Below are 15,520 nucleotides of genomic sequence, written 5' to 3' on the forward strand. Positions count from 1 at the left end.
TAATCCCTAACTCTCGTGCCAGTATTTTACCCAAACACCCTATGTAAAAAAGTCAACAAAAATGGCAAGGTCGCTACAATATTATTAATCACATGCACCGCATAGGAAGGATAAATGCTCTTGGTATAACGGGTCAAATCAGCAAAAATGATTCCAACTGTTGCAAAGACGAAGATATCTAACAGACTAGGAAGGCTTGAAAAATGAGGGAGAGCAAATAAAATAGAAGGAAGAAGCAAATCAAGACCAAATCTCGAATCTTTAAAAAAGGCGTGTTGCAGTAATCCTCTATAGATTAACTCTTCCATCAGTGGAAGCAGAAAGAACAGGGCTATATAGATACCTAGCTCTGCAAAGTTAGTCCCACTAAAACCAATCAGTACAGCCCAACCTTCCGCAGTTGACTGAACATGTTTAGCTGTCTGAACGTTAAAAAAGATCTGGAGCACTACCACTAATACTGTCAAAATCGAATACCAAAGCCATTTTTTTCTTGGAATGCGAAAGAGATAACCATGGCCTGTCTTAACCAGAATCCAAATCATGACTCCGCTAAATAGCAAACTTAAGATATTTTGAATCCAGAAGAAATTGCCTATCTGGGAAGAAAATTGCCAATAATTTTGAACAATAGACGTCAGCTGAGAAAGACCAAATATGAAAAATAGGTAAGAGAAGACAGCACTCATTTTGAAAAGAAGATGATATTTTTTCATAATAAATCCTCTATAGATGTATGTGTATCACATCGTATAAACCCTCAGAACCACTCTTTTCATGTTTACATCCTAAAAATCACTACCTCCCCTAGAGAACTAAGGAAGGCAGTGATCACATTTTTAGGAATTAGGAATGAATACACGAAATCAATCGTTCTTATGATTTTTTGTTTTTCAAGAATTCGTCGTATTGTTTTTGCATTTCGTTCAATACTTTTTCGTAAGCACCTTCAGATTTCAATTTTTCCATCAATTCTGGAATAGCTTTATCTGGATCTACAGTACCAGTGTTGATAGCTGTATCGAATTGTTGCATTGTGTTAGAAATTGCTGAGATTTCAGATTTTACATTGTCAGTGTTAAAGATGAATCCAAGTGCTGGAGATTCTTTAGCTTCTGCCAATTGTTTCTTAGAATCTTCGATTTGTTGGTCTGTAACGTTTTCGTTGATGTAAAGAATCCAGTTGTTACCAGTGTTCCATCCACCCATGTGAGTATTTCCTTTGTAGCCATCAAGGACGCGTACACGGTTTTCTTTACCTTCAATTTTTTCCCAGTTCTTGCCTTCTGGACCGTAAACAAGACCGTTCAAGAGTTCTGGGTTCGTGTTCAAGAGGTTCAACACTTCCATTGATTTTTCTTTGTTCTTAGAGTTGTTTGAGATAACAAAGTTGGCAACTTGTGTTGTTTGGTTTTTCTTGATAAAGTTAGTGATTGGTTTGATTTGGATGTCTTTGTTCGCAACACGTGAAAGCAAGCTGTTACCGTAGTCAGCTGGTCCTACTGTTTCTTCACGAACGAACCAAGTATCTTGTTGAAGGTCAAATGAAGTGTCGCTTGTTGCTACGTCTTTTGGAATGTATCCTTCTTCATAGAATTTGTGAAGAGTCTTCAAGTGTTCTTTGAAACGAGGCACTTCGTAACGGTTTACGATCTTAGTAGTGTCTCCTTCAAGGTCGATAACAAATGGAAGTCCGTTTGGTACTGGGTAGTCAAAGTTATCAGATGGGATAAAGTTCTTCGTAACCGCAAATGGTACTACATCTGGAGCTTTTTCTTTGATTTGTTTCAAGACTGGTTCAAGTGTTTCGTATGAAGTGACACCTGAAATATCAATACCGTATTTAGCAAGAAGAGTTCCGTTGAAGGCAAAGTTTTGAGATGATGCAACGTTAGCTGCAACTGGTACTGCATAGATCTTACCGTTTACAGTGTTCCCTTTGATGTAAGCTGGGTCAAGTGCTTTGTAAAGCTCTGCTCCTTCTTTTTTATACAATTCTGTTAAGTCAGCATAAGCACCTTTTTGAGCATTTACGACATAGTTAGATGCAAATGCGATATCATAGTTTTCACCAGATGATGTGATAACTGACATTTTCTTATCATAGTCACCCCATCCGAGGTATTGGATATCCAATTTAGCACCGACTTTTTCTTCGATGATTTTGTTTGCATTTTCTAGCAATTCATCCAAGTTGTCTGGTTTGTCACCGATTTGGTACATTTTGATTACAGGTTTTTCACCTGAAGTAGTATCTGCAGCTTTTTTGTTGTTACCTGTAAGGTTTCCACAAGCAGCAAGACCAGCAGCCAAAGCAACTACGCTAGCAGATGCAAAAGCATATTTTTTCCAGTTTTTCATGATAAAAACTCCTTTTTTTATTTTTAAACTTATAAACGATTTAATGATTTTTAACTTCAGTCACTAAGATGAAGTTGGGAAGGGAGAAACAGTGTTTCTCAGCAAGTGCTATTCTTTGACACCACCGATCGTCAACCCTTTAACAAAGTAGCGTTGGAAGAATGGATACAAAATCGCGATTGGAAGGGTTGCAACCACAACCATGGCCATACGACCTGTTTCTTTCGGTAGAGCAACTCCCAGTTGGCCAGATAGGCCGACTGCTTTTGCAATGTAGTCCATATTTTGTTGGATTTGCATAAGCAAATATTGCAATGGATACAAGTTGTCACTCTTGATGTAAAGAAGGGCGTTGAACCAGTCGTTCCAGAAACCAAGAGCTGTCAAAAGCGTGATGGTTGCGATACCTGGAAGTGACAATGGCAAACAAATCTGGAAGAAGATCCGAGCTTCACTGGCACCATCGATACGAGCGGATTCAAGAATGGCTTCTGGAATGGTCTTCTTGAAGAAGGAACGCATCAAGATGATGTTGAATGGTGAGAGGAGCATTGGAACAATCAAGGCCCAAACGGTATCACCCAGTTGAAGCAGGCGAGTGACCACGATATAGCCTGGTACCAAACCAGCATTGAACAACATACTAAGAAGAGCGAAGATCGTAAAGAATCTGCGGTACTTAAAGGTTGTCCGTGAGATAGCGTAGGCATAAGTGGTTGTAATGAAGACGTTGGTCACTGTTCCGACTACGGTTACAAAAACTGAGATAAAGAGCGCTTGGAGGATCTTATCTTTAAACTGAGCTAAGAATTGGAATCCATCTACACCAAATTTCGAAGGGAAAAAGCTATATCCATACTGGAGGATGCTCTTTTCATCTGTCACTGAAATGATGATAACGAATATAAAGGGCAAGATACAAGAAAGAGCGATCAAACCAGAGATGATACTAAAGAAGATATCTGCTTTCTTGCTGAAGGAGTGAATGCCGACATTATCGATTTTTTCTTTTTTAATTTTCTTTTCTGCCATATTCTCCTCCTTTCTAGAACAAAGCTGAGTTTGGATCGACTCGTCTTGCAAGCAAGTTTGATAGGATAACCAGTATCAAACCGACAACGGATTGGTAAAGACCAGCTGCTGAAGCCATACCGATATCTGCTGTCTGAGTCAAACCATTAAAGACATATACGTCCAAAACGTTGGTTACATTGTAAAGCTGACCAGCATTGTGTGGAATTTGATAGAAGAGACCAAAGTCTGCACGGAAGATATTTCCGACTGCAAGGATAGTCAAAACTGTCACAAGTGGAGTCAACTGAGGAATGGTTACGTTGCGAATACGTTGCCACTTGCTAGCCCCGTCCACTGTTGCTGCTTCGTAGTAGGTTGGGTCAATTCCCATGATCGTCGCATAGTACATGACACTGCTATATCCAAAGCCTTTCCAAATACCTAGGAAAAGGAGAAGGTATGGCCAAATGCCTAAGTCAGCGTAGAAGTTGACTTCCTTCATGCCAATGGATGTTAGGAAATGGTTGAAGACCCCTTTGTCAATGTTTAGGAAGGCATCTGTAAAGAAACTGATGATAACCCATGACAGGAAGTAAGGGAACAACATAGACGTTTGGAAAATTTTAACCATTCTCTTAGAGCGGAGCTCGCTGAGGATGATGGCAATCCCTACTGATACAATCAAACCGATAAAGATAAAGCCAAGATTGTAGAGAACGGTATTTCGAGTGATGATAAAGGCATCTTTTGAACTAAACAAGAATCTGAAATTATCTAACCCGACCCATTTACTATTCACAATACTATCTATGAAACCATTACTGGTCATATGGTAGTCTTTAAAGGCGACCACATTCCCAAATACTGGAATGTAAAAGAATAGAATCAACCAGAGTGCCCCTGGTAAAACCATCAAGAGAAAGATCCAGTTATCTCTCAAGGTCTTTGAAAACTTTTTCATAATTTCCTCCCTTTTTATTCCTAAAAACTGATTTCATCGAATTTTTAGGTTTGATAACGATTACATTATTAGTATACTCCTAATTGATGGCTAGGTTAAACTACTAATTATAGAAAAAACTCCACAAATTATTTTATGTGGAGAAGTTTTTTATAAGAAATAGGTTTCACGAGAAACACTCTGCATACGATAAATGTATTTCCTCTTTACTAATTGAAAACTTGTTCTAATATTGGGTGATGAAACTCGACAAAATGAACCTGGGCATTTATGATAGCCCCTGATTCATTTTTATCAATCTCTGGTCTTCCTTCGGTGTGTAAAAGAGCAGGATTACCATCCTTGTAGCCAAAGAGAATCACCTCTGTCTCTGCTTCATTCACATAGCAAGCTAGGATTTCAAACCGCCCAGAACCTGAACCTGCAATATAACCATACCATTTAAAAGTATAATTCACCCCATCTACTTGTCCAAATTGCATTATCTGGTCTGGCACTGCTAGTCCATAGTAGTGACCATATGTTGCTAAGTTAGTTGACTTAAATCTTTCACCTTTACTATCCGAATAGGATTCCATGGCTGTTTTTATCTTGTCTATTAAAGAACTATTATCTGTATCTGGCTCGCTCTCTGTAGTTACACTTGTTTTTAATAGAAATTCCTTAAAACGTTGCGCTAAATCTGTATTCTCAGTCTCTTCAAAATTTGCAGTAAGGATAGTTTCCAGTGTCTTATCGGTATACAAGACCTGTGCTTGCCCATACTTCAGTGTAAATAGGTAGAAATGTTTGTCCTGATTGTCATAGTAGGCATCCAAAACCAAGTAATCATAGGCATTGTCACTCGATACTCCAAAAACATTCCATTTGACACTTTTCTGAGAGGCAGTTGTTGCTTCTAATTTTTTGATGAGATCATTCTTTTCATCAAAGTTTCTATGCTCTAGTCTATGATAGGACTGCCCCATAGAAGAAGCCCAACTTGCAAACTCTTCTTCCCACTTTTCGGTGTTGTATTGGATTAGCTTCTGAAAATCTGAGTAGTTTTTCATAATCAAGGCTTGATCAGTCGGATTAGATAACTGGAGTTCTTCCATGGCTGCAACTGTAGCAGCCATAGGTGACTGAACACTTGTATCCTTGGATTCTTTTTCGTGCGAAAGAGCCTTTTGATAGGAATCTGCTAAATAGTGAAAATAGTTAGTTGTTTCCTTGGTTTGTTGCTCCCTTGGTATTGACGGACTAGTTGCTCCATCCTCTGTCGTTTTATGACAGGCAGATAAGACTAGCATGCTAGTAGCCAGGACTAGTAGTAGCCTTTTCATGGTCAGACCTCCAAACTATCTCTGTAGCTTCATTATATCACTTCCAAGTCATTTTTTTCTATTGTACCCCCTGCTCTCAGAGATAACTCCGAAAAGAAAATGGGGGTAATAGTCAGTTCAAAATATCTTATATAGACGGCTTAGAGATAGTTTCAAGAACAGCTACTCCGTCTCTCTTAAACAAATAATATCTTGATTGACTTTTGCTTTATTTAGTGTTACTTTCAATATGAAATGGGTATTCAGTTAGAATGAGAAAGGAAAAAACTGTGCTCATCAAACTGGTTCATAAATGTCGACACTCATAATAAAATATAGCACTTTGATTCGTCTGACATAGTAACGTCTGAATATCAAAATGATGGAGGGAGTTGAAACAAATGAGAACCGTAATCGTTTCATTTATCATATTGCCAATCCTGACTAGAGGAATCCTATTACAGATTTTTCTCTCCAAAAAAGAAAGTAAGTGGCTGGGTTTCATACTGCCAGGCATAACTTATTGCTTTTCTTTATTGACAATCTTCTCTCTGGCCTTGACTAACAACATAACCTGGTGGGAGATTTTCTGTCTGATTTCCTTAACTTTTTTGCTTGCAAATATCCCTACCTTTATTCTTTTGGCAATTTACTTCGCTTGTCGAAAACATTATTGAAACAATGATTATACCGGATTTGGGACAGGAGGTTGAACACGAAACAATTGATTAAGACGCCTTTTATGCCCTCGTGCTATTGTTGGGGGATTAAGTAGGATTATAGGGGAAGAGATGGGCTACAGCCTGCTTTATTTTTACCTTTTGGCTCCTAGTGTCGAATTGTCATGTGGCTTTTCTGCTGGTAAAAAAGGAGGTATCAATGGTTCTTCCCATTAACAGGGATTTTTAACTGGTTTATTCCATTTTTCCTGTTTGGTGGACGGTTTATTACAGCAGAATGAATTTCACTCACACTTATTGCAGCAGTTACAGCTATTCTCGATCTTTTAGCGGAGGCCTTTTCAGTAAAAAATACCGAATTAGTGCAAGATTTAAAATAAAAAGGAGGTGGCATCACTAAATGATGCCGCCTCTTTTCTGTTTTAGTGAACAGACTTTGTATTTTCTTTGCCTAAGTCTCATTCTGTAAAACAAGGAAAAAGCCCCACAAGTCAACCAACTAAGGTTGCTTGCGGAGCTTTTCCCACTAGATCATCCATCTTTAAGCCATTTATAGTATTTCTTCAATGAATGACTGGACTGTTTATACTTTATAAAAAGTTTATTAGTCCTCTTTTTTCTGACGTCCTGCCAAACCAAGAACTGATAGAAGCAAACCTAGACCTGTCAGCGTTACAAGGCTTGAACCAACTTGAGATTCACCTGTTCGTGGAAGAACTAATGCTGAAGTAACTGGTGAAGCTGGATGTCCTGAGGTGAGCGGTGTCATTGGAGGAGTTGGTTTAACTGGAGTTGATGGAGTTACTGGTGGTTCTGGCTTAACTGGAGTATCCGGAGTATTGGGAACTTCTGGAGTTACTGGTACCGCAGTATAATGAACATCTTTGACAATGTTTTCTTGGGTAACTACTTCTGATGGAACTGTCGCAATATCCACTGTGTAACCTGGGATCACTGGTGATGGGACTGCGTCATAGTTTGCCTTGTTGCTTGTCCAATCCGTAGTGTTCACAACAGAGCCTGTTACCTTGTCTGTCGTTACTGTACGTGTCCAAGTCGCTGTTTGCACCTTGTCTGCTGGGGTTTGACCACCGGCACCGTGGTAGCGAACTGTCATGCTTACTTGTTTTGTTTCCTCAACTGAAACCGTTTTGTGTTTCAAGCGAATCACCACGTTTTGGTCTACGCTGCTGTCGGTGTCAAACTGAGCTGGCAATTCATCCTTAGCAACCACTTTGTAACCCTGTGCCAAGTAGCCAGCTATCACAGTGTCGTATTTCGTTTTCGCAGCAGCTGGAAGAACCGTACCTGACTCACCTGTTGTCAATTCAACTTGATTTTCCAGAGTCTGACCGGTTGTCTCATCTACAACTGTGTAAGTAACCTTTTGGGTTTGAGGTGTATTCTGAGCAGTATAATGCACATCCTTGACAATATTTTCTTGGGTAACCACTTCTGATGGAACAGTCGCAATATCTACTGTGTAACCTGGAATCACTGGTGATGGGACTGCGTCATAGTTTGCCTTGTCGCTTGCCCAATCCGTAGTGTTCACAACAGAGCCTGTTACCTTGTCTGTCGTTACTGTACGTGTCCAAGTCGCTGTTTGTACCTTGTCTGCTGGGGTTTGACCACCGGCACCGTGGTAACGAACAGTCAAGTTTACATTCTTGCTTTCTTGGATATCAGCTGTACCATGTTTCACATGAACCACTACATTTTGGTCATAACCACTATCGAGGTCAAACTTAGCTGGGAGCTGGTCTTTCGAAACCAATTCATAACCTTGGGCTAGGTAAGCATCCACGATTGAATTATACTTAGCTTCTGTGTCATTTGGAAGAGGAGTATCAGAGTTCCCACTTGTAAGCTCTTGCTTATCTTCCAGTGTGGTATTGGTTGTATCATCAATGATGGTATAAGTCACTTTTTGCTTATCTGCCTTGTATTTAACAGTAACATTGATATCAGTATCAGTAGCAGTTACATTTACAGTAGTGACTTTTTCCTTATCTGGTGTATAGCCATCCACAACTGGAGAAACTACTTCTGGGAAGGTTCCGACCGACGGAGTCCAAGCACCTTGCGTAGTCGTTTTAGTCACCTCATCTGTTTTCATTTCTCTAGAGAAAGTCAAGGTCGTTTTCTTCTCTGGAGCTGCTGGTGTATTGTCATCCTCGTAGAGGTAGTTAATCGTTTGCGTTACAGTCTTGGTTTCTGTAGAAGTTGATACTTTATGTTTCAAGCGAATCACCACGTTTTGGTCCACGCTGCTATCAGTGTCAAATTGGGCTGGCAATTCATCCTTAGAAGCCACTTCGTAACCTTGTGCCAAGTAGTTGGCAACTACGGTGTCGTATTTCGTTTGAGCTGCGGCTGGAAGAGCTGCACCTGACTCACCTGTTGTCAATTCAACTTGATTTTCTAAAGTCTGGCCGGTTATCTCATCTACAACTGTGTAAGTAACTTTTTGCGTTTGGATTGTGTAATGTACATCCTTAACAATGTTTTCTTGAGTAACGGCTTCTGATGGAACCGTCTCAATGTCAACACTGTAGCCCGGAATCACTGGCGATGGGACTGCATCATAGTTTACTTTGTCGCTTGTCCAAGGTGTTGTTGAAACCTCTGTGCCTGTGATTTTATCTTTTGTTACTGTACGAGTCCAAGTCGCTGTTTGCACCTTGTCTTCTGGTGTCTGGTCACCGGCACCGTGGTAACGAACAGTCAAGTTTACATCCTTGCTTTCTTGGATATCAGTGGTACCATGCTTCAAGTGAACAACTACATTTTGATCGTGGCTACTGTCAAGGTCAAACTTAGCTGGAAGCTGGTCTTTCGAAACCAATTCATAACCTTGAGCTAGATAAGCATTCACCATTAAATCATATTTTTCTCGGGCACTGTCTGGAAGAGGAGTATCAGAGCCTCCGCTGGTAAGTACTTCCTTATCTTTCAGCGTTTTTTGAGCAGTGTCGTCAATGATGGTATAGGTTACTTTTTGCTTATCTGCTTTATAGGTAACCGTTTCTTCAATATCTGCGCTATCTCCCGTAATCTGTTCAACGGCTGCTACAGTTGCCTTATCTGGTGTATAACCATCAATCTTTGGAGAAACTACCTCTGGGAAGGTTCCGGTAAACGGGATCCAAGGACCCTTATAGACAATCTTATTAGTCACCAGATCCTTGTTGTTAATCCGATAGAACTTCAAAGTCTGAACCTTCGTATCCGCTGCCTCTGTGTTATCTTCATAAACATACTTGATGGTCTCTGTGGCTGTCTTTGTTTCTTGAACTGCAGCTCCCTTATGACGTAGATGAACTTCAAAGGTTTGAAGATTTTCATTATAGGTTACACCATTTGTTGGATAATTGTCTGAAACAAGTCCATAATTTCGATCGGTATACGTCTTAATGGTTTCAGCTGTTCGATAAGGATCAGTCTGCCCATAACGTCCATTCAGATTCTTCGTTTCAAGCGTTTCTCCTGTTGTGTCATCGATATAAGTTACCTTTGCACTAGCTGGATTAGCTTTGTAAACAACTGTCTTTTCGATATTGTCACTGTTAGCCGTAATATTGTCAACTGCTGGAACCTCTGCTAAATCTGGAGTGTAGTCTTTGATTGCTGGTGATGTTACGGCTGCAAAACTTGTTCCATTTTCCGCCGTCCAATCACCAGTTGTAACATTTGTAACAAGGTCAGTTGTTGCTGTTCTGGTGAATTTTAAGCTACTAGTATGGTCTGGAGCTGCTGGTGCACCACCCTCGTATGTATAATGGATAGTTTCCTTAACCGTCTTTTCTTCTGCTACTGACGTCTTTTTGTGTTTCAAATGAACTTCAAAGGTTTGAAGAGTTTCATTATAGGTTACACCATTTGTTGGATAATTGTCTGAAACAAGTTCATAATTTTGATCGGTATACGTCTTAATTGTTTCAGCTGTTCGATAAGGATCAGTCTGCCCATAAAAACCATTCAAATCCTTCGTTTCAAGAACTTTTCCTCCGTTAGTATCATCGTCAATATACGTAACTTTGGCACTAGATTTTTTGGCTGAATAGACATAATAAAATTCTTGGTCGTTGCTAGTGAATGGAATTTGTTTAGTAGTCTTTAACTGTGTACCATACGACGCGATTGCCGTATCAGCTGTTACAAGTGTGTAGCCTGTAATTGTTTTTGGATTAGCGTTATAATCAGGGGTTGGAGTGGCAGTTCCTCCTGCTGGATAACCTATTTATAGTCCTGAGTTTCAATTTCCTTGCCGTTTGTATCGACATAGTGTATTGTAATCTTCTTCTGACCCACAGCACGCGCAACGGATGGGGTTGTTTTTGCAGAAAGCTTTTCCTCTTTTATCTTTTTTATAGTACCATCGTCATCAACGCTATAACTAAAACTCTTAGACCCTTCAGCTAGAGCATTTTCAATTGATGAATCCGCAAAAGTAATCCGAGTTGAATGACCTGTACCTTGAATAACGTTAGCATCTTTTAAAATACTACTAACTTTTCTGTTAACCTCTTCTGTTCTATTAATTTCTTGATACTGATCGCCCATTTGAGCATAGTCGTCAGTTGGCCAAATATCATGATAAGTAGTAGCACCATTTCCTGTCATTTTTCCTAAATTAATAGCAACTGTGTAGGTCCCATCTCCATTATCAATAACAACTGAAGAGTTTTTACCCGCTTGTTTTAATGCCTTAACAATCTCTTCATCAGTTGAATTCGCTGGCAGTTCAACTAATTTGTTATCTGGGTCTGAATTGATGCTAATAGAAGTTGAAGTATCTCCTTTAACAAGATATTTTCCATCCTCACTAATTGCCAAAGTAGAAGTATATCTTTTAAGGTCTGGTTTGATACTAACAATTTTTGACCCATTACCTGGTTTTATACGATGGATAGAAATGATATCACCATTTGGAATTCCTGTTTGTCCAGGGTTGGTACCATCGCTTGACAATAAATTATTATAATAATTTGCGTCCCCAGTTGAAGCGCCTATTTTTATTGAATTCGCTCTATCGCTACTTGCGCTATTATAAACAGCAAAAGGGGCCTGTGCTTTCTCAAATGTCCTTGGTTTTGGTTTAAAAGTAAACTTATTACCATTTATTTCTAGGACAATGTTTTCATAACTTGATTTTGCTGTAAATTTCCCAATAGTCGCTGCCTTTTGAGTAACTGATACCGTCTTTTCAGTATTTTGAGGCATATCTTGGAAGCTTTGGTCTAAGGTGATTTCATAGGCAAGATTATTTGGATCTGAGTGGACAAATTTAATTGTTCCAACACCCTCGATACGCTCTGCTGTTCCAGAACCAAGGTTTGAATAGTAAGCACCGTAGGCATTATTTCCCAATTTGACTGGAATACGGAGAACATCACCTTTTTTCAGCGTCCCATCTTGTGTGATTTTAAAGTCCATTTGAACCTTGTCAAAGGAAACTTCTTGAGCAGGCAAAGGTTTTGTATCACCTGAACGCATAACAGTTCCATCTTTAGTCGTAACCGTTACTGAAAAATTCGAGATTTGAGTTGGGTTTTGTTGCAAACTTCTGCGCGTACGTACTGCGGCTGTTGCGCGAGGGGCAGCTGTTGTTTGGCTATCAGTTGATTTTTCAACTGGTTTAGACTCAACAGGTGCTGGAGTTTCTTTCGCGACTGCTGTCGAGTTTGACGGATCTACAGAATTTTTGTCCGCACCTTCCACTTCAGGGGCTGTCTTTGAAACTGGCACTTTATTTTCTGCTTGTTCAACAGTTGGTGCTGGACTAGTAGCTTTTTCTGTTTCCTTAACTCCTGTGGCTGAAGATACTTTCTCTGACTCCACCACTGCTGGTTGATCACTATTATTTTCTGATTTCACATCAGTTGTCGAGCTAGTCTCTACTAGACTGCTCAGATTGTTGTTTTCATCTGCTTGTACAGTTGGTGTGCCAAGCGCTACTCCATATACCGCCAAGCTAGCGATTGCAATCGAAACAAGTCCAACATTTTTCTTTCTTAGAGAAAATTTTTCATGTCTTCCCTTGTAAATTTTAAAACTCTTCACTTTCTATATTCCTTTCTAAGTTTGACATATGATTATTTTATTAGAGATGGACTTTTACAACCTCTACGCATAGGAAACCTCTACTCTATATTATACATTTTACCCCTTGATAATTCAACTGACACAATTATAATCCACCCACCTAATTTAATAAAAATCTTGATTTATATAGCTTTTAAGCGTATGCATTGATAAATATGTTATTATACAAAATACCCCCGCTCCCTATATTTTATCTATTTTTAAATATTATATTTAAGCAAAAACATCTTCTTTTTATAAAGAAGATGTTTGTCAATATTCTACTCCTAAGTCGTATAAATCGTTGAAGCTGTCGCAATAGTATGCCACTGGTTGGCTGTAGTTGCTGCGAAGTCCTGGTCTGCGTAGAAGTCAGTAAATGGTAGGATTTCAACTTCTAGCTCGTCGATGCGGGCAATCTGACCAGCTAGATAAGCCTCTATGCGGCTTTCTGCTCGTTTGATCCGTTGCAAGAGTCCGCCCATACGGATATCGACTGTATCCAAGCCAAAGATCTTGTTTTCTTTCAACCATTGATGGCTAAAGAGGGCATGGAAGTGTTCGATTTGGCTTCTGAGTTCTGGTAATTCTTGTCTCGAGATTTCTTCCAGACTTTCTTTATCACCCGCTTGGTAGGCCTGACGAATGCGTCGTCCCACATCCACTTTACTGCTTAAAATCTGGTTCAACTGAGCCTGAGTTTCAAAGAGGTAAGCATAATTTCCTGCTTTTTCTTTGATAGCAGCAAGCGTCTCAGCTGCCTGAGCAAAGTGTGGCCCGTCCTGTTCAGGTGTCATGTGTCTGTCAAGAATCGGGCAAAGAACATCCTGATAAAAGACATAGCGGTTGGGATTGATACCACTGAGATTGCCTGGTAAGTCTGGCAAGAGGTTGGCTAGATCAATCTGCATAAAGTCCTCAACTGAAAGACCTGTATTGGTCTTGAAGTGTGCAGACAAACGGTCTAGGTCATTGCGGTAGCTGAGTTCTGCCCAGATTTGCAAGCTTGGTAGGATAGAAAACTGAGCTGTCTCGCCACCATTGTCTCCCCAACCAGTTACGATGACTTCTTTGATCTGATTAGCACGACAGGCTTTATTGGCCTCGATAGCCACTAGACGGCTGAAATGGTTGTTGGGTGTGAAACCAATCCACTTCCAAGCTCCCCCTGCAAAGGCAAGGTCATGACTAATCTTGTGATGATTGCGGAAGTTGCGGTTGTATTTTTCCTCGCTATCCTGATAATAATCCCAGTAAACCAAGGTCACGCGGTCTTTGAGACGATCTAGGTAGACACGCGTTTCCTCAGGAATTTCCACATCGCGGTCATACTGGCCATCTGTTGACATGAGTTTAAAGAACATATCGCTCCACATTTGGCAGTGGAAACCATACTTGTCTGCAATATCCAGTACACGCTCCAAGTGTTGGCACATAAGGAGACTACGGTCCACAACGCCGTTCAAGATAAGGTAGCGCCCCAAACCAACCAAATGGGCTTCGTCCATCCCGATATTGACCTTGCGAGTCTGCAGTTTAGATAGAGTGGCAAACATGCCATCAATCAGGTCATACACCTTTTCTTCTCCGATGAGGAGAATGTCCTCCACATCACGAAGTTCCTGCACTTCTTTGACACCCCATTTGACGAAGGCTGACAAGTGGGCCAAGGTCTGGATGCAAGGCACAAAGGTCATATCAAACTGCTGGGCATAGGCTTCGATTTCCTGCAACTCCTCAGCCGAATAGGCTCCACGGAAATAACCAAAGTATGGCTGCCCCTCAATCTGGTAGGTATCTTCCATGTAAAGCTCAAAGGTTGAATAACCCATGAGAGCCAAGACCTCAATCATCTGTTTGGCAAAAGCCACATTTAGCACTGCATTTCGAGAACAGTCTGCCATGTAGGCTAAATCTTCATAAGCAGCTTGTTCTTCAAGGTCTACCTTATCACCTTCTGCTAGAGCTGTTGCCAACAAGGACAAGGCGCGGTAGAGTTGGTGAGGTTTTCGATAGGTTAGTTGATAGTGTCCACCTTCACCCTTGATAGAGATAGAGGCTTGGTCAGACTGAGCGACAGCTACCTCTACATCTGGCAGAGAAATGTGATTTTTTAATGCTTCAATAGCTTGCGTTTGCTTGGGACTAACTCCTGTAAATCTTACCACTGATTTTCCTCCTGTAGCCAGTTGACAAGGGCACCGTAGAGATTGGCTTCTGCATGATAGGTGCAGGCCTGGATAACTGGTGCGACCGTGTATTCTTCGTAGGTTTCGACAAAGTTATCGACAGCCTTCTTGACACCTTGGATAAAGTCTAGATTTTGGCTGATAGACCCACCCAGGCTAATGACATCTGGGTCGATGAGATACTGAATATTGAGCAAACCTTGCGCCAGATTGCGGTTCATGCGCAAAATAGCTTCTTGACAGAGAGCATTGCCTGCTGCGGCCTCTTGGTAAACCTTGCGACCGTCCCAGTCAGTCTGACCAGATTTTTCAATCACGTATCGAACCATATTTCCAGTTGACGCTAGTTGCGACCAGTTGTTGAGTTTTTCAGCTGGTTCAATGGTTGTCATATAGCCAAACTCACCACCTAAGCCGTGTCGACCTCGGTGAAGTTTGCCATTGATAATCACGGCACCGCCAATTCCTGTCCCAATCACGACACAGGCCGCATTTTCAATCTCTGGGTGAGCCAACAGTTCACTAAGTCCAACACAGTTGGCATCATTTTCTAGATGGACAGGTAGCTGATGATGAGCAAGGGCCTCATACCAAGAAAAGCCATGGATGTAAGGGACAGCACTGATTCCCTCAATGACACCTGTTTCTTGATTGACCGCGCCTGGAACACTCATAGCAATGCCCTTATAATCTTGTTCTGCCAAGCGTTGGTCTAGCCAAGCTAGTAAATCCTCCAAACTTTCTGGCGTCGGAGTAATTGTCTTATCTAGTATTTTTCCATCAGGAGTTAGACTAGCAAATTTTATACCAGTCCCTCCGATATCAATGGTTGCAATGGTCATTGTTCTTCCCATAAAAAGGGGCGAAGCAGTAGTTAGTCCTTACTCTTTCGCCCCTCCTTTCTATCTCATAGTATTAGTTATC

At 40.7% G+C, this 15,520-nt stretch carries 9 protein-coding genes; all 9 read right to left on the bottom strand.

The features are described 5' to 3' along the window. Window positions 1–26: 26 nt before the first annotated feature. Window positions 27–716 carry a lysostaphin resistance A-like protein gene (locus ACVX3R_RS08735; protein ID WP_458794905.1) on the bottom strand — a complete coding sequence of 230 codons (690 nt, stop codon included), beginning with the start codon at window positions 714–716 and terminating at the stop codon, window positions 27–29. A gap of 160 nt (window positions 717–876) precedes the next feature. Next, entirely contained in the window at window positions 877–2,361 is a 1,485-nt protein-coding gene (locus ACVX3R_RS08740) for an ABC transporter substrate-binding protein (RefSeq protein ID WP_049501074.1), read from the bottom strand. 108 nt (window positions 2,362–2,469) lie between these two features. After that, window positions 2,470–3,393, bottom strand: coding sequence for a carbohydrate ABC transporter permease (locus ACVX3R_RS08745; RefSeq protein WP_000818344.1), 924 nt, complete (start codon window positions 3,391–3,393; stop codon window positions 2,470–2,472). 13 nt (window positions 3,394–3,406) lie between these two features. Continuing rightward, on the bottom strand, window positions 3,407–4,336 hold the full coding sequence (locus ACVX3R_RS08750) for an ABC transporter permease (protein WP_000714584.1): 930 nt from the start codon (window positions 4,334–4,336) through the stop codon (window positions 3,407–3,409). A gap of 209 nt (window positions 4,337–4,545) precedes the next feature. Next, window positions 4,546–5,661, bottom strand: coding sequence for a DUF4767 domain-containing protein (locus tag ACVX3R_RS08755; protein ID WP_458794906.1), 1,116 nt, complete (start codon window positions 5,659–5,661; stop codon window positions 4,546–4,548). A 1,263-nt stretch (window positions 5,662–6,924) separates the two neighbouring features. Next, window positions 6,925–10,563 carry a mucin-binding protein gene (locus ACVX3R_RS08760; RefSeq protein ID WP_458795687.1) on the bottom strand — a complete coding sequence of 1,213 codons (3,639 nt, stop codon included), beginning with the start codon at window positions 10,561–10,563 and terminating at the stop codon, window positions 6,925–6,927. Beyond that, window positions 10,560–12,386: a YSIRK-type signal peptide-containing protein gene (locus tag ACVX3R_RS08765; RefSeq protein WP_458794907.1), complete on the bottom strand. Its 1,827-nt coding sequence runs from the start codon at window positions 12,384–12,386 to the stop codon at window positions 10,560–10,562. Before ACVX3R_RS08765 ends, ACVX3R_RS08760 begins: the two co-directional genes overlap by 4 nt. A 308-nt stretch (window positions 12,387–12,694) precedes the next feature. Beyond that, window positions 12,695–14,575: a beta-N-acetylhexosaminidase gene (locus ACVX3R_RS08770; protein WP_458794908.1), complete on the bottom strand. Its 1,881-nt coding sequence runs from the start codon at window positions 14,573–14,575 to the stop codon at window positions 12,695–12,697. Next, complete coding sequence (locus ACVX3R_RS08775; protein ID WP_458795688.1) at window positions 14,569–15,438, bottom strand: ROK family protein; 870 nt, start codon at window positions 15,436–15,438, stop codon at window positions 14,569–14,571. The genes ACVX3R_RS08770 and ACVX3R_RS08775 overlap by 7 nt, the downstream gene beginning before the upstream one ends. Between the last annotated feature and the right edge of the window lie 82 nt (window positions 15,439–15,520).

It is taken from the genome of Streptococcus sp. 517s, from assembly GCF_054445985.1.

Excerpts from the sequence above, each read along its gene's own strand:
- ACVX3R_RS08735 (WP_458794905.1), bottom strand. The coding sequence starts at position 716 with ATGAAAAAATATCATCTTCTTTTCAAAATGAGTGCTGTCTTCTCTTAC.
- ACVX3R_RS08740 (WP_049501074.1), bottom strand. The coding sequence starts at position 2,361 with ATGAAAAACTGGAAAAAATATGCTTTTGCATCTGCTAGCGTAGTTGCT.
- ACVX3R_RS08745 (WP_000818344.1), bottom strand. The coding sequence starts at position 3,393 with ATGGCAGAAAAGAAAATTAAAAAAGAAAAAATCGATAATGTCGGCATT.
- ACVX3R_RS08750 (WP_000714584.1), bottom strand. The coding sequence starts at position 4,336 with ATGAAAAAGTTTTCAAAGACCTTGAGAGATAACTGGATCTTTCTCTTG.
- ACVX3R_RS08755 (WP_458794906.1), bottom strand. The coding sequence starts at position 5,661 with ATGAAAAGGCTACTACTAGTCCTGGCTACTAGCATGCTAGTCTTATCT.
- ACVX3R_RS08775 (WP_458795688.1), bottom strand. The coding sequence starts at position 15,438 with ATGACCATTGCAACCATTGATATCGGAGGGACTGGTATAAAATTTGCT.